Source organism: Streptomyces sp. NPDC002306, from assembly GCF_053593435.1.
The window spans coordinates 186,901-209,648 of the sequence record NZ_JBSFCK010000004.1 but is presented as its reverse complement, the minus strand read 5'-3'; the positions used below and the strand labels follow the sequence as shown (position 1 = coordinate 209,648).

Below are 22,748 nucleotides of genomic sequence, written 5' to 3'. Positions count from 1 at the left end.
CCCCGCGGGTCCTCGTGAGAGAGGAATGATCCGGATGAGCCGGGCCCGGTTCCTGGTACGTGCGGCGGTCGTGGCCGCCGTCCTGCTCGTCACCGCGTGCTCCGCCGATCCCGGCCGCTCGCCCGGCGCCCCGGCCCGGGCAGTGGCCCCCGCCCGTCTCGGCCACGCCCTGCCCGACGATCCCGTGCGCATGGTGCTGCCGGCGACGGGTGCCGAGACCCGGTGGACGCAGGGCCTGGACGTGTTCGGCCAGCAGGTCACGCGCGCCGCCGCCGCCGGCTGCGCCGACCAGGGCGGCTTCAGGCTCCCCCGGGAGCAGGTGCCGGTCGCGTTCATCCGGTTCTTCGAGCTCCCCGACCTGGACTTCATCGCCCGGCACGGGATGAGCGCCAGCGCCGAGGTCCCCGCCGTGAACGCCTCGGTCCCCACCGTGGTGAACTCGTCAGTCCCCACGGTCGTCAACTCCTCGGCCCCCACCGTCGCGAGCTCCTCGGGTGCCGTCCGGGCCGGTGGCGCGACGGAGGTCGGCCGCTGCCGCGCGGCGGGCACGACGGCCTCGGCCGCCCTGCGCGACCTCTATGTCCCCCTCCAGCAGAAGTGGTTCGGAGAAGTCGTCACCCTGCGCGAGGATCCCGCCGTGCTCCACGTCCTGCGCGGCCTGCCGGACTGCCTGGCCGAGCAGGGCGTCCCGGCGCGTGACGAGCAGGGTTTCATGGCCGCGGCCGACGCCCGCCAGCAGCGCGCGGCACCCGAGGATCTCCCCGCGACCGAGGCCGAGTTGGGCGCCACGTACGCCACCTGCATGCGGCCCGTCGAAGCCGTCCGCGAACCCGCCAGGCTGCGCCTGCGTGACCGGTTCCTCGCCGACCACGCCGATGAGATCCGCGAACTGCGCGAGGCCCTCGTCCCGGCCCTGCGCACCGCCGAGCGGCGCTACGGCGTCCCTCTGGTGTTCCCCGAACCCTGACCGACGCCGTCACGTGAGTCGTGTCCGAACCATTGACGCGCAAGCGCTTCGATCCTACGGTCGCGTTCGAAGTTGCGAGCGCAATTCGATATATCGAACCTAGCTCCTCGGATCAAGTTCTCTCGAACGTCTCGAACAGTTGGGGCAGGGCATGGGACGCAGTTGGGGCAGGGCATGGGACGACCTGACCTGAATCGCAGGCAACTCCTGTGCGGAGTCCGCGCATTGTGTGTCGCGGGCAGCTTCGGCTTCGCCGCGCTGGGCACCGGCGCCGACGCGCTGGCCGCCGGATCACAGACCCGCGTGCGGTACTGGAACCTCTTCAGCGGCGGCGACGGCTACAACATGACCGCGATGCTGGACGCCTTCCGCGGGGCCACCCCGGACATCGCGGTGAAGGACTCCACCCTCCAGTGGGGCAACCCGTACGACACGAAACGCGCCATGGCGGCGGCCGGCAGCCGGGCCCCCGACCTCAGTGTCAAGGCCCTCACCTCCGGGACGACCGACACCTGGAACGCCATCGACCCGGGGGTCATCCGGGCCGACGGCAGGCTCTGGATGGCCTTCGGGTCGTACTGGACCGGCGTCCGCATGGTCGAACTGGACCCGGCCACCGGCAAGTCCGTGCCCGGCGCGACCGTCCACCACCTGGCGACCCGGCCGGACGCCCCCTACGCGGTCGAAGGCCCGTACCTCCTGCGGCACAGCCACTGCTACTACCTCTTCGCCTCGTACGACGCGTGCTGCGCCGGCGTGAACTCCACGTACAAGATCAGGGTCGGCCGATCCGCGAACGTCACCGGGCCGTACGCCGACAGCGCGGGCACCCCACTGCTGGCGGGCGGTGGCGACCTGCTGCTGGCGGGACACGGACGCTACGTCGGTACCGGAGGCGAGTCGGTCTTCAGGGACCGGGGCCGGGACGTCCTCGCCTACCACTACTACGACGCCGAGGAGGCGGGCAGCCCGAAGCTGGGCCTGAACACCCTGCGCTGGACGTCGGACGGCCGGCCGGTCGTCCGCTGACCGTGCCCGGGCCGCGCCGGCGGCCCGGGCCACGCGCAACCGCCAACGAAGCCGAACCGCCCCCTGCGAAAGGCGACCATGCACACCGCCCGCTTCACCCTCGACCCCGCCTTCACCGTCGGTGAGGTCAACCCCCGGCTCTTCGGATCCTTCGTCGAACACCTCGGCCGCTGTGTTCACACCGGCATCTTCGAACCGGACCACCCCACCGCCGACGAGGCCGGGATCCGCACCGACGTCCTGGACCTGGTCCGTGAACTCGGCGTCACCGCCGTCCGCTATCCCGGCGGCAACTTCGTCTCCGGCTACCGGTGGGAGGACTCCGTCGGCCCGGTCGAGAACCGTCCGCGCCGCCTCGACCTGGCCTGGCACTCCACCGAGACCAACCGGTTCGGCCTCTCCGAGTACATCGCCTTCCTGCGCAAGATCGGGCCGCGGGCCGAGCCCATGATGGCCCTCAACCTCGGCACCCGCGGCGTCGCCGAGGCCCTCGAACTCCTGGAGTACGCCAACCACCCCGCCGGTACCGCCCTGTCGGACCTGCGGGCCGCGCACGGCGACAAGGACCCCTTCGGCATCCGGCTGTGGTGCCTGGGCAACGAGATGGACGGCCCCTGGCAGACCGGACACAAGACCGCCGAGGAGTACGGTCGCCTCGCCGCCGAGACCGCCCGCGCCATGCGCCAACTGGACCCCGCCGTCGAACTCGTCGCCTGCGGTTCCTCGGGACAGTCCATGCCCACCTTCGCCGACTGGGAGGCGACGGTGCTGGCGGAGACGTACGACCTCGTCGACCACGTCTCCCTGCACGCCTACTACGAGCCGGTCGACGGCGACGTGGACTCCTTCCTCGCCTCCGCCGTCGACATGGAGTCCTTCATCGAGAACGTGGTGGCGACCTGTGACCATGTCGGCGCGAAGCTCAAGTCCAAGAAGAGGATCGACCTTTCCTTCGACGAGTGGAACGTCTGGTACCTCTCCCGCTGGCAGGAGCGGGCCACGACGTTCGCGCCGGACGACTGGCCCGAGGCGCCCAGGCTGCTGGAGGACAACTACAGCGTCACCGACGCCGTCGTGTTCGGTTCGCTGCTCATCGCCCTGCTCCGGCACGCCGACCGCGTCACCGTCGCCTGCCTCGCCCAGCTCGTCAACGTCATCGCCCCGATCCTGACCGAGCCGGGCGGCCCGGCCTGGCGCCAGACGACGTTCTTCCCCTTCGCGCAGGCCTCGCGGTACGGCCGTGGACGGGTCCTCGACGTCCGCGTCGACTCACCGACGTACACGACGAGGAAATACGGCGAGGCCGACCTGCTGCACGCCACGGCGGTCCGCGCCGACGACGGCGCGGTCACCGTCTTCGCCGTCAACCGCGGTCGTACCGAAGCCCTTCCGCTCGAAGTCGCCCTGAGCGGGCTCGGCCTGAGCACGGTGGTGGAGCACAGCGCCCTCGCGGACGCCGACCCCGACGCCCGCAACACCCTCGACGAGCCGGAGCGGGTCACACCGCACCCGGTCCAGGGCGCGGCCCTCACGGACGGCACCCTGACCGCCGTACTGGAGCCGCTGTCCTGGAACGTGATCCGGCTGAGCTGAAGCCGCTGACCTGACCCGGCCTGAGCTGGTTCGGTGGCCGTCGGGACCCCCGTCACGGGCCGGTCCCGACGGTACGGGCCGCACAGGTGCCGGCCCCCGTGGCGGGACCGGCACCGGCCGGTCAGCCCAGCGTGAACCAGGTGCTGCGGGACTTCTGCCACTCGGTGTGGTCGAGGTCCTTCGCCTCGGACCCGTCGCCGTACAGGTCGGCGTCACCGTCGTCGGTGATCAGCTGCACCCGGGCGCCGGACTGGGTGAGGTCGGGGACCGACACGATCGACTCCCAGCCGCCCGCGTCCGTGGTCGGCAGGTCCAGGACCTTCACCGGCTGGTGCGCGGTGTTGCCGTCCCAGGAGTACAGCGCGTACGGGTCGGTGTTGTCGTCGGCCGCCCATGAACCGGCCAGGATCAGGAACTGTCCCTGCGAGTTGGCTCGGATGTCACGCACCGACAGGCCGCCGAGGTTCCACTGGATCGGGGTGCCGAAGGTGGCGTGGGTGCCCGCGGCGACCTTGTTCATGTTGGTCACCGGCACGACGAGCGCCTGGCCGCCGCTCTGCGGCGGTACCAGCGGGGCGCGGAAGCCGACGTAGGCCGTGGTGGTGCTGCCGGCGGCGAACTCCAGGCCCTCGACGTTGAATCCGTCGACGGCCTTGGGGATCGAACCGTCCTCGGTGCCGTCCGCGAAGCCGAAGCGGCCGCCGTTGGCCTCGTCCCACTTGACGAAGTCGTCGCGCAGGGTGTGACCCGCGGTGCCGAAGGTCAGCGCGGTGGAGGCGCCCGAGCCCGTCAGCTTGGTGGTGAAGACCGTGTTGCGGTCCTTCTTGTACTCGCCGTCCTTGTTGTTGCCGAGCGAGCCGGTCCAGTACACGGTGCCGCCGACGAGGGTGCCCCCTTCGATGTCCACCTCCTTGTCCGCGTCGAGCGCGTCGTCGAGGTCCCAGGTCTTCACGGGAGCCCCGGAGACGCTGCCGTTGTACAGCCGGAGGGTGTTGTCCTCGTCGTTGGCGACGAGCAGGTAGCCGCCGCCCACGGAGACCGCGGCGGAGGCGTCGCTGGCGCCGGTCAGGTAGCGGGCGTCGGCGGAGTGCTGGACGGCCGGCGACGCGGCGTAGTGCAGGGTCGTGGTCGCGGTCTTGCCGCCCAGACCGGTGACCTTCAGCGTGAGGTCGGTGTAGCCCTGGCCCCGGGCCGCCACGGTCAGCGAGCGGGTGCCCGCGGTGCCGGTGACCGTGACGTCGGTGGCCGCGGCGACGGCGGACTTGCTGGTCTTGGACACGGCCACGGTGAGGGCGGAGGCGTCGGCGCCGCTCTGGGCGACGGTCACGGTCACGGTCGGGTCGGCGGTCGCCCCGACGGCGCCGGAGAGGTAGGACGCGGAAAGCTTGATCGTCGGCGTGCCGTAGCTCGCCGCGTGCACGGGCGCGGCGGTTGCCGCCGCGGACATCAGCACGGTGGCGGTGGCGAGCGCCACCCTGCGGACGGACAGCGGAGAAGCAGGCGGTATCGAGCGCACGGTCGGTTCCCTTCGGTGACACGTCCTGACGCATCCGGCCACGGACGGCGGCGGATGCCGTCGAGCAGAGTTCAACGCGCCACTCAACAAAGGGCCGCGGTCATGGGTCGGGCAGACGAACAGCAGCCGACAGATGATCTTCGAGACCCGAAGGTGACAGTGAACGCCACCTGAGGTGAGGGGAGTTGAGGGGAGTAGGCGAACAGCCGTCCGCCGCCCGGCAGTCGCGACGACCGCCGGGCGCGCGGAGGGGCACAGGTCAGCCGACGAGCAGCTGTGCCTTGAGCCGGCGCACCTCGATCGGGTCGACGCCCAGGGCCTTCCTCTCGTACGAGGCGAAGGAGCCGTACGTGTCCTTGACCTCGGCGAAGCCCGAGTTGAGGTACTCGGCGCGTACGTCGAGCATCGGCTTGTAGACCGCGGCCTGCGCCGCGGGCATGGCCGCGAGGGCGGCGGCGTTGGCCGCGGCACGGTAGTCGTCGGAGGCCAGGTAGTCCCTCATCACCGTGTCGCGCGGCACGCCGAGAGCCGTGAGCAGGGCGGCACTCGCCCATCCCGTACGGTCCTTGCCGGCCGTGCAGTGGTAGAGGGAACCGTCGGCGTCCACGACGACTCCGGCGAAGACCTTGGAGTAGGCGGCCTTCGCCGTCTCACCGCTGACCATCGACTTCTCGCCGTCGACCATCATCTGCGCGGCGCCCTCGGCCGTGGTCGGCATCGAGAAGACGGGGGAGTCGTCACCGATCACGTTGGCGACGACATACCGCGCGCCGGAGGGAACCCGGTCCGGCGCGGCGGTGCGCTCGGCGGTGCTGCGCAGGTCGTAGTCGACGGAGATGCCGAGCCGCCTGAGCTTGGCCAGGTCGGCGCCGGTGAGCTTGTCGAGGGCGTCCGAGCGGTAGACGACGCCCATCTTCACCCAGCTGCCGTCGGCGGTGCGGTATCCGCCCGCGTCACGGAAGTTGACCGTGCCGTCCAGCTCGATCAGCCGGTCGGCGAGGTGGAGGCCGCGGCCCTGGGCGGGGACGAGGTCGAACCACTGCCGGTCCGTGGCCGGGAGTCCGGTCACCGTGACCGAGCCGGTGGAGCCGCCCGAGGCGACGGTGCGGCCGTTCGCGCGGACGGCCACGTGCCGGATCCCGGGCGCCGTCCAGGTGATCCGGTACGAGCCGTCGTTCCGCGCGGTCACCTCGGCCGCGGTGAACGGGATGTGCCGTGCGGCGTGGCTGCTCGGTCCGGCGTGGGCCGGCACCGCGCCGGCGGCCGTGGCCGTCAGGCAGGGGAGCAGCATGGCGGCCGAGAGGACGGATGCCGCCTTGACACGTGTCATGTGGGTCATGGCTGGAATCGTTTGCCGGTTTGAAGGGTGACGGTGCGACACGGGGTTAACCACGGTGGTCCGGAAGCCGGAATGATCTTCAGAATCCGGCGGAACTCCCGAAGTGTGCCAAAGGGGGTGAGGGGTGCTTCGGGAGCTGTGTGGCCGCCGACGCGCTTGTCGCCGGTCCGTGGTCCGGGGGTTGGAGTGGCACCGTGGTGAGCAAGGTAGGGAGTGTGGAGTGGACAGGCATCTTCAACACCGCGCTCGGTGCGCTGATCGCCTTGACCGCGTCCGCCTTCTTCGAGCGGCGCCGCTGGCTGCGGGAGAGCGCGCAGCGGGCGAGGGAGGACCGCCGGTCCGCCTACGTCGCGTTCCTCGCCGCCACGGCGGCGGCGAGCGAGACGCTGATCAACATAGCCCGGGGCCATGACGACGACGTGACCGCGTCCGCCCGAGCCGGCACGGTGCTGCGGGACAGCAGTGTGCTCTCCCGCCGGCTGGAACTCACCCTGGTCGCCGACGACTCGGTGCTGGACGAGGTCACCCGCATGATCGCTCTGCTGCGAACGTACCGTGATGTGGTCGCCCAGGGCCTGCTCATCGAGAACGAGCAGGTCCAGCAGGCCCGTGCCGCCTTCAACGAACAGCGGGAGAGGCTGGCACGGATGATGCGGGAGTCGTTGTAGTGGTCGTTGCGGAAAAGGGCACTTGCTGCCCGCGACGCGCGGGCAGGCCCCACAGGACGGCAGCCACCCCACTCTGCCCAAGTGCCGGTCGGCGGTGCTGCCGTCAGGCGGACTGTTCCTTGTCCTGGTCGGCCTGCGCGATCGGCTTCGGTGCTTCGGGTGCGGTGTAGAAGACGGACGTGCCCTGCTTGCTGCGGTGGGCCTGGTTCTTGGCGACGAGGCCTTCGAGCGTGGTGCGCACGACGGTCGCCTTGATGGAGCGCTCGGGGTGTGCCTTCCCCAGGGCGTTGGTGATCTCGGCCGCGGAGCGAGGTTCGCTCTGTGCGTTGAGGTGCTCGCGGACGATGTCGACGAGGGTGGGCCGCGCGGTCTGCGCGACCGCGGTCTCCGCCTCGGCCTCGGTCGTGGCCTCGGTCTTCTTGGCGCTCGGCTTGCTGTCGTCGGCGACGGTGGACTTCTTGGTCCGCGGTGTCTTGGCCGCGGGCGCCTTGGCCGTGGTGGTGGCCGTCTTGGTCGCGCTCGCCTTGGCCGCGGCCGTCTTGGTCGTGCCCGCCTTGGCCGTGCCTGCCTTGGTCGTGCCCGACTTGACCGTGGCCGACTTCGCGACGGTCTTCGTGCGGGGAGCGGGCACCGCGGCGGCGGGCTCGGACACCGGCTCCACGGCCGCCGCCGAGACACCCAGGGCCTGGCGGACGTTCACCAGGACGGAGTGATCCTGCTGAAGGGTGGTCAACTGCTCCTGCAGCGCGGCGATTTCACTTTCGACGCGCTCCTGCTCCTTGAGGTTGCGCTCAAGGTCACCTGCCACCTGAGTGGCGTACTGCGATGTCAATCCGGTGGTCCCGGCGCTGGTTTCGGACATGATGCTGATGATGCTCACAACCCTTCGTGTGCCTGGAGGCCGCGCGAGGCAGGCCCGCAGGCGTATGCGGAACCAAATGCGTGTGCCATCTCGGCTGGTGCGGTAAAGGCGGCAGCAATTACTGAAGCACAGCCGTGTTGTAGCGATACTACGGAAGACAGCTGTGTGTTGTTCGCTTTCGGCATGGCCGGGAAACAACTCGTCTCGTCGACGACGATTCCGGACCACAGCAGCGTCCCGCCGAAACACCACTTCGGGAAGAGCCGGCCGATGTCGCCAAAGGCGCGGATGGTGGTCTGGACCATAGCGTGCCGAGGTCAGTTCGCGGCGAGTGCCGGGCGTGATGTGCGTTCCGTCGGCACGCGAGTGTGTGGCATTCCCGGCTGGCGGCCATGAAGGCCGACAGGAGTGAAGATGGAAGAACACGGTTGTCTCGGCGGGGTGCCTCCGCGGTACCCGGAGGACCGGGTGACCAGCGACTATGCGGCCTCCTGGGCGGGTCACCGCCCCCGGACCCGGAGCGGAGGAGAGCCCTTATGAATGACTTCGTACGGCGACTGCGCGCCTCACCCGACGCGGCGGCCCGTGCTCCGACGCGGTCCACCGCCTTTGCCGCAGACTTCGGTCTGCTTCTCGTCCGACTCGCTTTCGGTCTGCTGATGGCAGGGCACGGCGCCCAGAAAGTCTTCGGTCTGTTCGGCGGCGACGGCCTCACCGCCACGGGCAAGGGCTTCGCCGCGCTGGGGTACCGGCCCGGCAAGGTCTATGCCGCCATCGGCGGGGCTTCCGAACTCCTGGGAGGTCTGGGCCTGGCTCTCGGACTGTTCACGCCGCTGGCGGCGGCCGCCTTGATCGGCGTGATGATCAATGCCATGGCGACCGTCACCGGGGCCCACGGATTGTGGGAAACCCAGGGAGGCATCGAGTACAACCTGTGCATCACCGTCGTCGCCTTCGCCATCGCCGCCATCGGCCCCGGAAGACTGGCCCTGGACCGCCCCTTCCGCTGGGGCAAGGGCGGCTGGCTCGAGGCCGCCGTGGCGCTGTTCCTCGGCGGTATCGGCGCGGCCGTCGTGCTGATCCTCTGACCTTGATGACCGCGGTCACCGATGGAGGTCACGGGCAGGGCGGTAGCGTGCTCCCATGGGATGGGGAGAGCTCATGACAGCCGTCGTGGGGGTGCTGGTGGGCGTCGCCGCGACGGAGGTCGTGCATGTCCGGCGCGCACGCATCGAGAATCCCGCGATCCGCCTCACGGTGCGTGCGGTCGGCCAGGAAGGGGGCTATCTGCTCAACAACCTCGGCTACGCCGGTGCTCACAAGGTGGGGGTGACCGTCGGTTGGGTCTCCCAGAGCGGGCGCTACCGCGTCACCCATCGCGCCAAGGCTTGGCCCGAGGTCCCGCCGGGCGCTGAACTGCGGTTCGCGGTACCCCCGGATGTCGTTCGGGCCGGCAACGCGGTGCTCATGGTGGCGTGGCACGAGAGTCCTGAACCCGCGTCGCGCCGCCGACAGCAGCAGTGGCCGACCGCATGACCGGCCACGCTCGGCAGTGAAGGTCGGCGACGACCGTCGTACGCGGGAGTGAGACCGGATCGTCGAAGGCCCACTGTTCACGTCGTGTGGTGCCGCGGGCGGGGCTCCGGATGGCCCAGGGCATGGGGCGCGCCGGTCACCGTCCGGCTGACCGCCGGGCGCGACGGTCTGGGGCGACCATGCTGACCAGGCCATTCACGGATGCCCCGCGCCGCCTGCGCTTAGGTCCCCGCCGCACGGGAGCCGGACACCGCCGGAGTGTGCGGACCCGTCGCCCCCGGCAGCGGCTCACACCGTCGCGAGGGCGACCTCGGTCGACTTCATCAGCGCGACGACCGAGGATCCGGCCCGGAGCCCGAGTTCGGTGACGGCCTCCATGGTGATCGCGGCGGTCAGCTCACCCCCGTCGACCGTGACCTTCACCGACGCCATGGCGCCGCCGGTGGAGACATCGGTGACCGTGCCGGGCAGCTGATTGCGGATGGACAGGCCCTGCACCGGGCCGGTGGCGAGGGCGACCTCGGTGGACTTCACCAGGGCACGCACGACGGAGCCCTCGACGAGACCCAACTCCGTCACGGACTCGAGCGTGACGGCCGCGGTGAGATCCTGACCGCCGTCGAGACGTACCTTGACCGTCGCCATGACCGCGCCGGGGTTGATCGCGGTGACGGTGCCGGGGATCTGGTTGCGGATGCTCAGGCTCATGTCGGCGCACCTCATGGATGTCGGGGGCGGGCGGCGGGCCGGTGACCTGCCGTCCGCTCAAGCTAACCGGACCGGGGGAGAACGGCGGGGAGCCCTTCGCATCCGCCGGCCACGTGTCCGACAGGTGCTCCCACAGCGGAGGCGTCCGCGCGTCCCGACGCGACCGGAGACACGCCGAACCCGGCCATGCGCCCGATCCGGAGACCTGTCGCCCAGCGCCTGCCGATCCCAGGTGCCTGCCGATCCCAGGCTCCCGGCGGTCCCAGGTGCGCGGCACCGGGACACATCACCCCCGCCATGTGCTCCCCGCCACGCGCTCCCGGCCACGCGCCCCAGCCATACGCCGCGCCCCGCACAGACGCGGCACACAGGGCATACATGGCACACGCGGCACGCTCCTGGCCTCCGTCACAGACCTCGCCACCGAGACAGTGCCTCGCCCCGAGGAACACATGTCCGCCCACGCGGCGGAACCGCGTCCGCATCGACGTCGGACCGTCACCGGTTCCGGTCGACGCGTTCGCCCGCGACAGTTAGTATCCGCCCCCAAGTACTGCTGAAGTGACGGCTGTTGCTTCATGGACTGACGGGCACCGTCCGTGGACGGCCGTGCCGGACCGCCCTGCGGGAGACCGCCGGGCGGCGCAGCGCACCGCACCGATCGCCGACCGCGCCACCCCCCACCCGCGCACCACCGCTCGCACGCAGAGGACCCATGCCGAACCATAGAATTGTTCAGTACCTGACAGGGGTGGCGTCGGCCGTGCTCCTGCTGGCCACGGCCCCCGGAGCGGTCGCCGCCGTCCCGGTCCCCGAGGCCCCCACCGCACGGACCACCGCCGCCGCCGCGGCGAACGCCGCCTGGCAGCCGCCACTGTCGACGCGCGGCCGGTACATCGTCGACGCGGCGGGCAACCGCTTCCGGCTGAAGTCGGCCAACTGGGACGGCGCGCAGGGCTCCTGGTCGGGCAGTGGCGACATCGCCGATCCCGCCAATCACCACGCCGGCCAGAACTCCTACGGTATACCCCTCGGCCTGGACCGAGTCCCCCTGGCCGGACTGCTCGCCGATTTCCACGCACTCGGCATCAACAGCATCCGCCTGCCGTTCTCCAACGAGATGATCCACACCACGGCCGTGGTGCCGGACGCCGCGGTGGCCGCCAACCCGCAGTTGCGCGGCAGGACGCCGTTGCAGGTCTTCGATTCCGTGGTGGCCGCTCTCACCCAGGACGGCTTCGCGGTCATCCTCAACAACCACACCAACACCTCACGGTGGTGCTGTGGCATCGACGGCAACGAGCGGTGGAACACCAGCCAGGACACGCAACGCTGGGCCGACGACTGGGTCTTCATGGCCCGCCGCTACGCCTCCGACCCCCGCGTGGTGGGCGCCGACCTCTACAACGAGGTGCGCCGGAACATCCTGGACGATCCCAACTGGGGCCTGGGCGACGCCCACGACTGGTACGCCGCCGCCCAACTCGCCGCCGACCGTATCCTCACCGAGGCCGACCCCGACCTGCTCATCGTCATCGAGGGCATCAACTGGACCGGCCTGCCCGTCGACGGTCTGCCGCACGGCCGGCCCACACTCACCCCCGCGCGTACGCTCTCGCACACGCTCGTCGCCTCCGGCAAGCTGGTGTATTCGGCCCACTTCTACGGCTACACCGGCCCCCGGCACAGCGGTGCGACCGGTATCGGCGAGACCCACGACGCCCGCTACCAGGACCTGAACCGCGACGAGCTGCACCAAGCCCTCTACGACGAGGCCTTCTTCGTCTCCGAGGAGACGGGCCGGCACTTCACCGCGCCGCTGTGGATCAGCGAGTTCGGCATCGGAGCCGGCGAGACCGGCAGCGCGGCCCGCACCTGGTTCGGCAACGCGACCGACTACTTCGCCGACCACGACGTGGACTTCGCCTACTGGCCGCTGGTCGGTTGGGAGGGCCACGACGACTGGGCCCTGCTGCGCTACGACACCGAGGGCCACCGACACGGTCTCCTCGACCAGACGGACTGGCGCAACGCCGGATGGACCCGCCTCATGACCTCCCCGACCCGCACCGGGTCCGTCGCCCCGGTGTCCACCTGGGACATGCTCGCCACCGACCACGGCGACCACGTCCAGTCGCTCCGGGTGCGGGCCCGCGGAGACTGGGACCAGGGTGCATCCAAGGCCGTCTGCCCCGACGGGGAGCGGCTGATCGGCCTCGGTCATTCGGCGAGCCGTGGACTGTGCACCGACGTCACCGCGGGTGACCTCCGCGCCGCGACCGACACCCAGACGGTCGTCACGGACGAGCGCCATGTCCCGCAGGGCGGCGACTGGGCCTCGGGCTACACCAAGTTCCAGTGCCCCTCCGACTCCTTCCTGATCGGCTACAGCCGCCGCGGTGGCCGTGTGTCGGCGGCCCTGTGCGCCCCGGCCCGCACCTCCCTCGGGGTCTCGGGACGGACCGTGTGGTTCGACCGCTCCGACAACCGGCCCTCCGGCGCCTCGGGCGGGGACTTCGCCTACGGCGACTACAAGGGCCAGTGCGCGGACGACGAGTTCGCCGCCGGGATCGCGTTCACCACACGGATAGGCAGCGCCGCGGGCCCCGCGGCACTCCTTTGCCGCCGCCTGTCCTGACGAGGACACCTCGGCCGGGGGAAGCCGGACCGGCTTCCCCTCGCCGAGCCGGACCCCCGCCCCGACAATGGGCGCATGGCACGTGAATCAGGCTCGCGGGTCCCTCAGGGATCCGTGAGCCCCGGACATTACGGCGAGCATCTGTTCCGCCCGCAGGACGAGGGCGAGGCGGAACGGATCGACCTCGGCGCGCTCGTCTACGACACCACGACGATCGCCCGGCTGCGCCTGCTGGGCGCCGGCCCCGGCTGGCGCTGCCTCGACGTGGGCGCCGGGACCGGTACGGTGGCGCGCTCGCTGCTGCGCGAAGCGCGCGTCACCGAGGTCGTGGCGGTGGACCGGGACATCCGTTTCCTCACGGGCGAGCCCGTCGAGGGGCTCACCGCGATCGAGGCGAATGTGACCTCCGACCGCATCGAGCAGGGTCCCTTCGATCTCGTGCACGCCAGGTTCGTGCTGATGCACCTGCCGTCCCCCGCGGCGATGGTGGAGCGGCTCGCCGGGCTGCTCGCGCCGGGAGGCGTCCTCGTGCTGAGCGACGCGGTCGACCTGACCGTGGAGGACGATGCTCCGGACTCGGCGTACACCCTGGCCATGCGGGCGATGTGGCGAGGGCTGCGTGCGTCGATCGGCACCGACGTCTCATGGGTCCCGAGCCTTCCCCGGTTCATGACGGCCGCCGGGCTGGACTCCGTGGCCGCCGAGATCCATGTGCCGCCCCTGACGCCCGGCAGTCCCATCAGCCGGTTCTGGGCCCGGACATGGGAACGCTCACGTGCCGCGATGCTGGCGACGGGCCTGGTGGACGACGCCGCGATCGACGAAGCGTTGCGCCGGCTGGACGCTCCGACGTACGTGGGACTGTCTCCCGGGATGCTGACCGCGTGGGGCTGGAAGCCCGCGGTGTAGCCCGTACCGGATCTCCCGCCGGCCGCCCTGCCGCCCGTGGCCCGTCGCCGCCCGCGGGCACCCGTGACCGGGTCCGGCCCCGACCCGGGCGGCGACATGTGTGCACTGGTGTGACCTTCCGCGCGGATCCTCCGCGGACGGGCCGGACTGGCCGGATGGGACGGAGCTGGGTCGTGGCGTTCGCCGAGTCGGCCGGAGACGAGAAGATGCCCCCTCCTGAGCCGACCGCGGACGTCCGGCGGCGGCGTTCCCTGGCGCCGCTGCTGGCGGTGTGCGCCGGGTATTTCATGGTGATCCTGGACGTGACGGTCATCAACGTCGCCGTGCCGGTGATGGGCCGGGACCTGTCCGCCTCGCTCACCGGCATCCAGTGGATCACGGACGGCTACACCATGGTCTTCGCCGGCCTGCTGATGACCGGGGGAGTGCTGGGCGACCGGCTGGGCAACCGCCGGGTCTTCTGCTGGGGCGTCCTGGTGTTCACCGTGGCCTCGGCCGCGTGCGCGTTCGCGCCGGGTACCGCGTTCCTGGTGGTGGCCCGGTTGGCGGAAGGGCTCGGCGCGGCACTGATCGTGCCCGGCTCGCTGGCCCTGCTCCAGCAGACCTACCCGACGCCGGCCGAACGGTCGCGGGCGTTCGGGCTGTGGGGCTCGATGGCGGGCGTCGCGGCCTCCGCCGGGCCGCTGCTGGGCGGACTGCTGGTCTCCACGGTGGGCTGGCGGTGGGTCTTCCTCATCAACCTTCCCGTCGGGGCGCTCTGTCTGCTGCTGACCCTGCGCCATGTGGCCCCCTCGCCCCGGCGCGGCGACCGGACGCCGGACTGGCCCGCTCAGTGCGCGATCGTGGCGGCGGTGGTCCTGTTGACCAGCGCGCTGAACGAGGCCGGGCGGCGTGGCTGGTCGGATCCGGCCGTCCTCGCCGGGCTGGGTCTTGCCGTGCTGGCCGCCACCGGGTTCGCGGTGCGCGAGCGGCTGGCCCGCTCCCCCGTCCTTCCGCCGCGCCTGCTGCGCTCGCGTGCGATGAGCGGCGCGGCTCTCATCGGTCTGCTGTTCAACTTCGGCTTCTACGGCATGGTGTTCACCGCCAGTCTGGAATTCCAGCACGAGCGCGGCTACAGCGCCCTCAAGACCGGCGTGGCACTGTTCCCGGCGGTGGCGATGACCATGTTCGCCTCGGTGCTGTCGGGGCGGCTGACCCGCCGTACCGGCGATCGTCCTCTGGTGGTGCTCGGCATGCTGGTGGCCGCGCTGGGGCTGGCGGGCTGGGCCGCGGCGGGAGCCGATCCCGACTACTGGCTGCTGGTGGTTCCGATGATGGCCGCGGGGTTCGGCACCTCGTTCGCCCTGACCGGTGCGACCGCCACCGCGATGGGGGCGGCGCCGCCGCGGTACTCGGGAGCCGCCTCCGCCCTCTTCAACACCACCCGCCAGATCGGCAGCGCCGCCGGCGTCGCGCTGGGAGGCAGCCTGCTCGCCACCGGAACCGACCACAGCACCGGGCTGCGTACCAGCATGGCCGTCGGCGCCCTCGCCTACCTGATCGCCGCGGGGTGCGCGGGGCTCTGTGTACCGGCGGAGCGCGAGAGGGCGTAGGGCGCTCGCTCCGGCGCTGGACGTGGTGTGCTCGCGGCGCGGGGCGCAACTCCGTTGTGGGGAAGGCAGGTTCACTCCCTCCGTCGGGCGGGGGACCCTACGTGAGCGGCGCTGGGGCGGACCGTGCGTACGACGGGCCGAGCCGTCGGCGGCGAGACGGTCCGGCTGCCACGGTCCGATATATGCACAGGTCCTCTGAACTGCGCATTCATGCTGTTTTGTCGCTCAAGGTGACGAGTGGCGGGTGCGGGATTAGGCTTTTCGAGTGAAAGCCGCGACGCGCGGTACGCCGGTCGACCAGATTCCACGACCACGCGGGACCCGGTCAGCGTCCATCCGCTAGACCTTGCGCCTGGGCCTGAGAGATTCGGCCGTCAGGGGCGTACGTCCGAGCGCGTCGCGGCGGGCCAAGACGCCGCTGTACGCCTTTCCGTTTGCGGTGGCGCCGTCCGCCTCGCGCATCCGTTCGATGCAGCGAGAGACGATGAGAGGTACTTCCCCATGCGATCACAACGCGCGAGGCGCGTCTTCGCGATGTCCGCCGCCGGCCTTCTCATGGCTGGTGGTGCCGCGATCGGCGCAGCGGGCACCGCTTCGGCGAGTCCGTCCAGCAACTACAGCTACAGCAGCAGCTACCACCACGACCGTGGAGGATCCGACTGGGACAATGACTACGGCTACGGCGGCGGCGGCCACGGCGGTGGCGGCCACGGCGGCGGCGGCGATCACGGTGGCGGCGGCCACGGTGGTGGCGGTCACGGTGGTGGCGGTCACGGTGGCGGCGGTGGCGGCCACGGCGGCGGCGGTGGCGGTCACGGCGGCGGCGGTGGCGGTCATGGCGGCGGCGGTGGCGGCGGCCACGGCGGCGGCGGGGGTGGCGGCGGTCGGTGACCGTAGCACCTGATCCCCGACCGGGGTGAGGGAAATCAGGCGACTCCGTCAGTGAGTCGCACCTGGGGTCGGTTCGTGGGCCCAGTGCCCCGGACCGGCCCTCCCTTGTCGTCGTCGGTCGAGGTGGTGCGGTCCGCTATCCCACTGTCTGAAGGTCGGTCATCAGAGCGCGCATGTCCTTGATCATGGCCTGCTGGTACGGGGACACATCGGGGACGTCCTGCCCGTCATCGGCCTGGGCGGCGGAGTCCTCGCTGTCGTAGTAGCGGTAGGCGGAGAGGGTCAGTGAGAGCACCGCTGCGCCGTCCAGGACGCGTAGCTCCGCGTTCCCGAGGTCCCGGGTGATCAGGTAGGCCTTGTCGCCGAGGTGGGGAACGGCTCTGACGTTGTCCTCCGGGACGACGCCGAGGTCGGTGACCCGTAGCCGCGCCTCGAACTCCGGCCCGGGGTCGGTCTTCCTGTGCAGTGCCACCGTGATGCCGACCGTGTAGTTCAGGAACGAGCCGGTCCCGGAGCGCTCGGCCCCGGGCCGCGACCGAAGGGGTATGAAGCACTGGACCTGATCGAGGGCAGGGTGACTCACCAGCCCCGAATCGTTCATGTCGGCGGACTCCCTCGGCGAGATCGCCGACCCGATCGCCGGCAGTTGCACCGACGGACAGAGGTCCTGCGCGAGCCGGTACCCCCGGGTGTCCGGCGTACGGTCACCCAGCCCGTAGAGGAAGACCGCGGCCGCCCAGAGGGCCGACGCGGTCACCATCCCGCCGAGCGCCCACAGCCACGGCCTTCCCGGCCGGTGCCGGCCGACGGGCTCCCGCTCCCAATCGCCCACGATCTCGCGGGTTGTCATCGCGCCGAACTCCCCCACCATCTCGGGTTCGGAAATCATGACGCTCCCCTTCGACCGTGCCCGTGTGTGTCCGGGTGATCGTAGAGCCGATCCCCACCCTGGCGAGCAGGAGGGCGGAGGGAGCCCCGCGGTCCGCCCGGGCGGCCGGTTGATCAGCCACTGACCAGGGCCTCACTTCGGAGGGTGGGGGCCTTCAGACCCGTTCGCCAGGAGGATGATCATGGACATCAAAGGTTCGGTAGCCCTGGTCACCGGTGCCAACCGCGGCATCGGGCTGGCCTTCGCGCAGGCGCTGCTCGATCACGGCGCCGTCAAGGTGTACGCCGGTGTCCGGGATCCGGAGACGATCCGGGACTCGGGGCTCGTCGCGCTGCGCCTGGACGTCACCGACGAGGAGCAGGTCGCCGCGGCCGCGGCCGCCGCCGGTGATGTCAGCATCGTCGTCAACAACGCCGGGGTCGCCGGTGGTCCGTCCCTCCTCGAGGGGTCGTTCGACGGTGCCAGGCGCGAGATGGAGGTCAACTATTTCGGCACCTGGGCCGTCTCACGGGCGTTCGCGCCCGTCCTGGCCGCCAACGGCGGCGGAGCGCTGGTCACCATGCTGTCCGTGGCCTCGTGGGTGACGAACAGGGGGCTTCCGAGCTACGCGGCCTCCAAGTCCGCCCAGTGGTCACTGACGAACGCCTTCCGGCTGGCGCTGCGCGAGCAGGGCACGCTGGTGGTCGGTGTGCACGCCGGCTACGTCGACACCGATCTGACGGTGGGCATCGACTCGCCGAAGGTCCTCGCGGCCGACGTGGCCGAGCAGACCATGGCCGCGCTGCTCGCCGACGAACCAGAGGTGCTGGTCGACGAGGGCACCCGCCGGGTCCGCGCCGCGCTCTCGGGCGACCTGGAGACTCTGTACGCCGATCGGTGACAGCCCGGTCGGTGACAGCCCGGTCGGTGACTGTCCCGCACGGTGCTACGCCGCTCGTGTCGTGCGCCCCGCCCGCACAGCGGGTCGGGGCTCGGGTGCCCGACCCGCCCGGTGCTACGGCGCGCTCGGGTGCCCGGGCCCGCGCGGCGCGTACCGGGCCGGCGGTGCTCAGGGGGCCGTGCTGTCCATCCGGGCGCGCTCCTTCGCCGCGTGCACGGCGGAGGTCAGACTGTCGATGTCGTACGCGCCGTGGTGGCGGCGCCCGTTGACGAAGAACGTCGGCGTACCCGAGACCGCGCTCAGGTCGGCGGACTCGACGTCCTCGGCGACCCGCGCGGCCGCCGCGTGCGTGCGCATCGCCCGGTGGAAGCGGTCGGTGTCGAGGCCGAGTCGCTGGGCGTACCGCACCAGGTCGGTCGCTCGGAGCGCGCCCTGATGGTCGAGCAGGAGATCGTGCATCTCCCAGAACGCGCCCTGTTCGGCGGCCGCCTCGGCCGCCTCGGCTGCGAGGCGGGCGTGCGGGTGCACGTCGTCGAGGGGGAGATGGCGCCAGACGTAACGGACATCGCCGAAGTCGGCGAGCAGCTCACGGATGATGGATTCCGCCTGACCGCAGTAGGGGCATTCGAAGTCGGCGAACTCCACGACCGTGACCGGCGCGTCCTGGGGGCCCCGGACATGGTCGCGGTGGACGTCGACCGGTGGGACCAGGTCGACGATGGTCGCCCCGGTGCCGAGCAGGGCGCGGGTGCGCGCCTGTCCCGGGAGGTGCCCGACGACCCAGGTGACCAGCCAGGTCAGGGCGAAGGCGCAGACGACCGCGCTCAGCACACCGATCTTGGCCTGGGTGAGCTGTTCGCCGGAGAAGGCGAGGGTCGCGATCAGCAGGGAGACGGTGAAGCCGACCCCCGCGATGGCGCCTCCGGCGGTGGTCGCGCCCCAGCCGACCGCCGGCCGCAGGCGCCCGCGGCTGAGACGGGAGACCAGCCACGAGACACTGACGATGCCGACGGGCTTGCCCAGCACGTACCCGAGCAGGATCCCCAGGGTGATCGGGGAGGTGAACGCGTCGGCCAACTGGCCGCCCCTGATGGTGATCCCGGCGTTGGCGAGGGCGAACACCGGCACGATCACATAGCTGGTCCACGGGTGGAACATCCGCTGGAGCCGCTCGTTCGGCGAGAGCGCCGAGGCGAGTCCGGCGCGCACCGACCGTTCCAGCTCGGGTGTCGGCTGCTCGCGGAACAGCCGGAACAGCCCGCTGGCGCGCTCCAGGTCGCTGCGACTGGCCGGGTACGCGTAGGTCAGCAGCCCCATGGCGAGTCCGACGACGACGGGGTCGACGCCGGACGCCTCCACGGTCACCCAGGTCGCGGCGCCCATCACCGCGTACACCACGCTCCGCCGCAGTCGCGCGGCCCGTAGCCCGAGGATGACGGCGAACAGGGCGACGGCCGTGCCCAGGAAGGGCCAGTCGATGGGGCCGCTGTAGGCGACGGCGATGACGACCAGGGCCACGAAGTCGTCGACGACGGAGACCGTGAGGATGAAGACCCGCAGCCCCGCGGGCAGCCGTCCGCCGAGCAGCGCCAGCATCCCGAGCGCGAAGGCCGTGTCGGTCGACATGGCCACGCCCCAGCCGCGCGCCGCGGGGCTCCCCGCGGTGAAGGCCAGGTAGATGAGGACCGGAACGACCATGCCGGCCAGTCCGGCGATCACCGGCAGGGTGACTCTTCTGCGCTCGCGCAGTTCCCCCATGTCGAATTCGCGTCGTGCCTCGAGCCCGACGACGAAGAAGAACAGGGCCATCAGGCCGCTGTTCACCCACTCGCGCAGACCCAGCGACATCTCGCTCGTACCGAGGCGGACGGAGAGCCGCGTCTCCCAGAACTCCTCGTAGGCACCAGGAGCGATGTTCGCCCAGGCCAGCGCGAGGAGCGTGGCGGTGAGCAGCACGGAGGCGCTGCCGGTCTCCGTCCGGAGGAAGTCACGCAGGGGGGTGCGCAGGGCCGGGCCGCACTCTGTCTGCCCGTTGATCCGGGGCGCCGGCGGCGGCATGCTCATCCTCTGTTCCTCCCGCTCGCGTGCCTGCGGCCGGACCGGCGTGGTCGGGACCCGGCGCGGATGCGAAGGGGACGCATCGCGACATCCTTGCCCGTCCCGGAACACCGGTGATCCACCGATCAAGGTAACCGCCCCGGAGGGCGCAGGCCATTTGAACTCGAATGCACGTTCGTTCCACGTCGTCGCAGTCGCGTGGGGCCGCTCCGTGATCACAGCGTGACGCGTCCGGCGACGCGGTGGACGGTCTCGTGGGCGAGCGTGGAGGGCGGTCTCGTGGGCGGCACGGAAGGCGGGGCTGTCGAGGGGAGATGGTCTATACCTATTGACGGGTGGGAGTCCAGCCGGTCCCATAGGGAAGGTCCGTCACATCTCGCGGGAGGGACCGCTAGTGAGACAGCGTCACAGAACGACCCGGCTGCTCGGTTCGCTGTTGCTGGTCGCCGCCGTCGGCGTATCCGTCAGTGGGGCGGCTCCGGCGGGCGGGGCGGCTCCGGCAGCCGCGGTGAACGGCCCGACCCCGCTCGGCCGGGTGGTCCCGGCTCCGGCCTCGGTGGCCCCGGCCGGCTCCCCGTTCCGGATCACCTCCGGGACGCGTATCCAGGTGGACCGCGGATCCGAGCGGATCGGGGCGTATCTGGCCGGAATCCTGCGACCCTCGACCGGGTACCGGCTGCCGGTCAGCTCACGCGCCGGAGGCGAGACCATCCGGCTGCGCCTCGGCTCCCGCGACAAGAGCCTCGGCGACGAGGGGTACCGCCTCGACAGCGGGCGACACGGCGTCACCATCACGGCCAGGGCGTCCGCCGGCCTCTTCCACGGTGTGCAGACCCTGCGTCAGCTCCTGCCCGCCACCGTCGAGAAGCGGAGCGTGCAGCCCGGGCCCTGGCTGGTCGCGGGCGGCACCGTCAAGGACGCCCCGCGCTATGCCTACCGCAGCGCCATGCTCGACGTCTCCCGTCACTTCTTCTCCGTGGACCAGGTCAAGCGCTACATCGACAACCTGGCGCTGTACAAGGTCAACACACTGCACCTGCACCTCTCCGACGACCAGGGCTGGCGCATCGCCATCGCCTCCTGGCCGCGGCTGACGACCTACGGCGGTTCGACGGCGGTCGGTGGCGGCGCCGGTGGCTACTACACCAAGGCGCAGTACAAGGACATCGTCCGGTACGCCGCCTCGCGCTATCTGGAGGTCGTCCCGGAGATCGACATGCCGGGCCACACCAACGCGGCGCTCGCCTCGTACGCCGAACTGAACTGCGACGGCGTCGCGCCCCCGCTCTACACCGGCACCGACGTCGGCTTCAGTTCGCTGTGCGTCGGGAAGGAAGCCACCTACGACTTCGTGGACGACGTGATCCGCGAGCTCGCCGCGATCACCCCGGGCAGGTATCTCCACATCGGCGGCGACGAGGCGCACTCCACCAGCCATGAGGACTACGTGACCTTCATGGACCGCGTGCAGCCCATCGTCGCCAAGTACGGCAAGACGGTGGTCGGTTGGCACCAGGTGACCGGGGCGACACCCGCCAGGGGTGCGCTGGCCCAGTACTGGGGGCTCGACGACACCGACCCCGCCGAGAAGGCGCAGGTCGTCCGAGCCGCGCGGAACGGGACCGGTCTGGTGCTCTCGCCCGCCGACCGGACCTACCTCGACATGAAGTACACCGAGGACACCCCGCTCGGGCAGGACTGGGCCGGTCTGGTGGAGGTCCGGCGGTCCTACGACTGGGATCCCGCCCACTACCTCGCGGGGGCGCCGGCCTCGGCCGTCAGGGGTGTCGAAGCACCCCTGTGGACCGAGACCCTCGTCAGCGACGCCGACATCGACGTGATGGTCTTCCCGCGACTGCCGGGCGTGGCCGAACTGGGCTGGTCCTCCGCCGCGACCCACGACTGGGACACGTACAAGGTCCGGCTCGCGGCACAGGCACCCCGGTGGGACGCGCTGGGCATCACCTACTACCGCTCACCCCAGGTCCCCTGGTCCTCGTGACCGAGGGAGCCGACGGGGCCGGGCGAGCGGCGGAGCCCCGGCGGCGGAGGGCGTGAGGAACGCCCATCGGGACAGCGCGGGGGCTGTGGAGAGCCACATTCCACAGCCCCCGTGTCGACCCCCCTCCGCGCGCGAAGGGGGGTCGTCGCCTCGGCGCGCCGCGGCCGCGAGGCGCGGGTGTCGGCCGGGTCGGCCACGCGAGCTTCCTCGGAGGGGACGTCCGCTCCGACGGCGTCGCCGCGGCCCGTCACCTGACCGGGCGCGCGCTGCGGGACACCGGTCTGCCGCACACCGTGCTGCGCCATCCTTTCCGCACGGAGGCGCACGGAGGCGCACGGAGGCGTTCGTCCACTTGAGGCTCCGGACTGCCGCGGCCGCCGTCCTCGCCGGCATCGAACACACCAGCCGGGCCTACGACTTCACCGGACACCGGTGGACCTTCGCCGACCTGGCCGACGCCGTGGGCCGGGTCTCCGGCCGCCCGGTCGAGGTGGCCGAGCGAGGCGAGCGGGCGGCGGGCGCGCGGGGCCGGCTGGAGGAGGAGGTGCGCGCGGGCGCGCCGGAACGGCAGACCGGCGACCTGCGGAAGATGCTCGGACGGCCGCCCAGGTCGCTGTCCACGGCTGTCGCCGAGGTCCTGGCGCCGACGCGCGGAGCCTGACGGGTCCCGG

General features: G+C 71.3%; 20 protein-coding genes. 13 read left to right on the top strand and 7 right to left on the bottom strand.

The features are described 5' to 3' along the window. Positions 1 to 34 precede the first annotated feature (34 nt). The 3 genes from ACWCQK_RS11105 (at position 35) to arfA (ending at position 3,589) form a co-directional block, all read left to right on the top strand. Positions 35 to 967 carry a hypothetical protein gene (locus ACWCQK_RS11105; RefSeq protein WP_451154276.1) on the top strand — a complete coding sequence of 311 codons (933 nt, stop codon included), beginning with the start codon at positions 35 to 37 and terminating at the stop codon, positions 965 to 967. 174 nt (positions 968 to 1,141) lie between these two features. Then, positions 1,142 to 1,996, top strand: coding sequence for a family 43 glycosylhydrolase (locus tag ACWCQK_RS11100; RefSeq protein ID WP_451154274.1), 855 nt, complete (start codon positions 1,142 to 1,144; stop codon positions 1,994 to 1,996). 78 nt (positions 1,997 to 2,074) lie between these two features. Continuing rightward, entirely contained in the window at positions 2,075 to 3,589 is a 1,515-nt protein-coding gene (gene arfA, locus ACWCQK_RS11095; RefSeq protein ID WP_451154272.1) for an arabinosylfuranosidase ArfA, read from the top strand. A 121-nt stretch (positions 3,590 to 3,710) separates the two neighbouring features. Here arfA and ACWCQK_RS11090 read toward each other — a convergent pair whose 3' ends face one another. After that, positions 3,711 to 5,036 (bottom strand): hypothetical protein, encoded by a 1,326-nt coding sequence (locus ACWCQK_RS11090; protein WP_451154628.1) that lies wholly within the window; start codon positions 5,034 to 5,036, stop codon positions 3,711 to 3,713. Between the two features lie 328 nt (positions 5,037 to 5,364). Then, positions 5,365 to 6,444 carry a tyrosine-protein phosphatase gene (locus ACWCQK_RS11085; RefSeq protein WP_451154270.1) on the bottom strand — a complete coding sequence of 360 codons (1,080 nt, stop codon included), beginning with the start codon at positions 6,442 to 6,444 and terminating at the stop codon, positions 5,365 to 5,367. A 215-nt stretch (positions 6,445 to 6,659) separates the two neighbouring features. On the opposite strand from ACWCQK_RS11085, the gene ACWCQK_RS11080 reads away from it, so the two are divergent. Then, positions 6,660 to 7,112, top strand: a complete 453-nt coding sequence (locus tag ACWCQK_RS11080; protein WP_451154268.1) for a hypothetical protein — start codon at positions 6,660 to 6,662, stop codon at positions 7,110 to 7,112. Positions 7,113 to 7,215: 103 nt separating this feature from the next. On the opposite strand, the gene ACWCQK_RS11075 is transcribed toward ACWCQK_RS11080, so the two are convergent. Then, positions 7,216 to 7,974: a hypothetical protein gene (locus ACWCQK_RS11075; RefSeq protein ID WP_451154266.1), complete on the bottom strand. Its 759-nt coding sequence runs from the start codon at positions 7,972 to 7,974 to the stop codon at positions 7,216 to 7,218. Between the two features lie 14 nt (positions 7,975 to 7,988). Further along, positions 7,989 to 8,279 carry a hypothetical protein gene (locus tag ACWCQK_RS11070; RefSeq protein ID WP_451154264.1) on the bottom strand — a complete coding sequence of 97 codons (291 nt, stop codon included), beginning with the start codon at positions 8,277 to 8,279 and terminating at the stop codon, positions 7,989 to 7,991. A gap of 231 nt (positions 8,280 to 8,510) precedes the next feature. Between ACWCQK_RS11070 and ACWCQK_RS11065 the strand changes: the two genes are divergently transcribed. After that, positions 8,511 to 9,062: a DoxX family protein gene (locus tag ACWCQK_RS11065; protein ID WP_451154262.1), complete on the top strand. Its 552-nt coding sequence runs from the start codon at positions 8,511 to 8,513 to the stop codon at positions 9,060 to 9,062. A gap of 73 nt (positions 9,063 to 9,135) precedes the next feature. Next, on the top strand, positions 9,136 to 9,510 hold the full coding sequence (locus ACWCQK_RS11060; protein ID WP_451154260.1) for a hypothetical protein: 375 nt from the start codon (positions 9,136 to 9,138) through the stop codon (positions 9,508 to 9,510). Positions 9,511 to 9,798: 288 nt separating this feature from the next. Here ACWCQK_RS11060 and ACWCQK_RS11055 read toward each other — a convergent pair whose 3' ends face one another. Continuing rightward, on the bottom strand, positions 9,799 to 10,218 hold the full coding sequence (locus tag ACWCQK_RS11055) for a TOBE domain-containing protein (RefSeq protein WP_451154258.1): 420 nt from the start codon (positions 10,216 to 10,218) through the stop codon (positions 9,799 to 9,801). A gap of 715 nt (positions 10,219 to 10,933) precedes the next feature. Between ACWCQK_RS11055 and ACWCQK_RS11050 the strand changes: the two genes are divergently transcribed. The 4 genes from ACWCQK_RS11050 (at position 10,934) to ACWCQK_RS11035 (ending at position 16,261) form a co-directional block, all read left to right on the top strand. Beyond that, on the top strand, positions 10,934 to 12,856 hold the full coding sequence (locus ACWCQK_RS11050) for a glycoside hydrolase family 5 protein (RefSeq protein ID WP_451154256.1): 1,923 nt from the start codon (positions 10,934 to 10,936) through the stop codon (positions 12,854 to 12,856). Between the two features lie 75 nt (positions 12,857 to 12,931). Next, positions 12,932 to 13,765 (top strand): class I SAM-dependent methyltransferase, encoded by an 834-nt coding sequence (locus tag ACWCQK_RS11045; RefSeq protein ID WP_451154254.1) that lies wholly within the window; start codon positions 12,932 to 12,934, stop codon positions 13,763 to 13,765. Between the two features lie 206 nt (positions 13,766 to 13,971). Further along, positions 13,972 to 15,357 (top strand): MFS transporter, encoded by a 1,386-nt coding sequence (locus ACWCQK_RS11040; RefSeq protein ID WP_451154626.1) that lies wholly within the window; start codon positions 13,972 to 13,974, stop codon positions 15,355 to 15,357. Between the two features lie 667 nt (positions 15,358 to 16,024). After that, on the top strand, positions 16,025 to 16,261 hold the full coding sequence (locus ACWCQK_RS11035; RefSeq protein WP_451154252.1) for a hypothetical protein: 237 nt from the start codon (positions 16,025 to 16,027) through the stop codon (positions 16,259 to 16,261). A 123-nt stretch (positions 16,262 to 16,384) separates the two neighbouring features. On the opposite strand, the gene ACWCQK_RS11030 is transcribed toward ACWCQK_RS11035, so the two are convergent. Further along, the gene (locus ACWCQK_RS11030) at positions 16,385 to 17,137 is read right to left on the bottom strand and encodes a hypothetical protein (RefSeq protein WP_451154250.1); all 753 of its coding nucleotides are present in this window, start codon (positions 17,135 to 17,137) and stop codon (positions 16,385 to 16,387) included. 181 nt (positions 17,138 to 17,318) lie between these two features. Here ACWCQK_RS11030 and ACWCQK_RS11025 point away from each other — a divergent pair, with 181 nt between their 5' ends. Next, a complete protein-coding gene (locus ACWCQK_RS11025; protein ID WP_451154248.1) occupies positions 17,319 to 18,017 on the top strand; it encodes an SDR family oxidoreductase in 699 nt (232 codons plus the stop codon). 168 nt (positions 18,018 to 18,185) lie between these two features. Here the strand turns inward: ACWCQK_RS11025 and nhaA are convergent, their stop codons facing one another. After that, complete coding sequence (gene nhaA, locus ACWCQK_RS11020) at positions 18,186 to 20,081, bottom strand: Na+/H+ antiporter NhaA (RefSeq protein WP_451154246.1); 1,896 nt, start codon at positions 20,079 to 20,081, stop codon at positions 18,186 to 18,188. A gap of 388 nt (positions 20,082 to 20,469) precedes the next feature. On the opposite strand from nhaA, the gene ACWCQK_RS11015 reads away from it, so the two are divergent. Both ACWCQK_RS11015 and ACWCQK_RS11010 read left to right on the top strand, forming a co-directional pair. Beyond that, the gene (locus tag ACWCQK_RS11015; protein WP_451154244.1) at positions 20,470 to 22,077 is read left to right on the top strand and encodes a beta-N-acetylhexosaminidase; all 1,608 of its coding nucleotides are present in this window, start codon (positions 20,470 to 20,472) and stop codon (positions 22,075 to 22,077) included. 352 nt (positions 22,078 to 22,429) lie between these two features. Further along, positions 22,430 to 22,738 carry a hypothetical protein gene (locus ACWCQK_RS11010; protein ID WP_451154242.1) on the top strand — a complete coding sequence of 103 codons (309 nt, stop codon included), beginning with the start codon at positions 22,430 to 22,432 and terminating at the stop codon, positions 22,736 to 22,738. Positions 22,739 to 22,748: the final 10 nt, after the last annotated feature.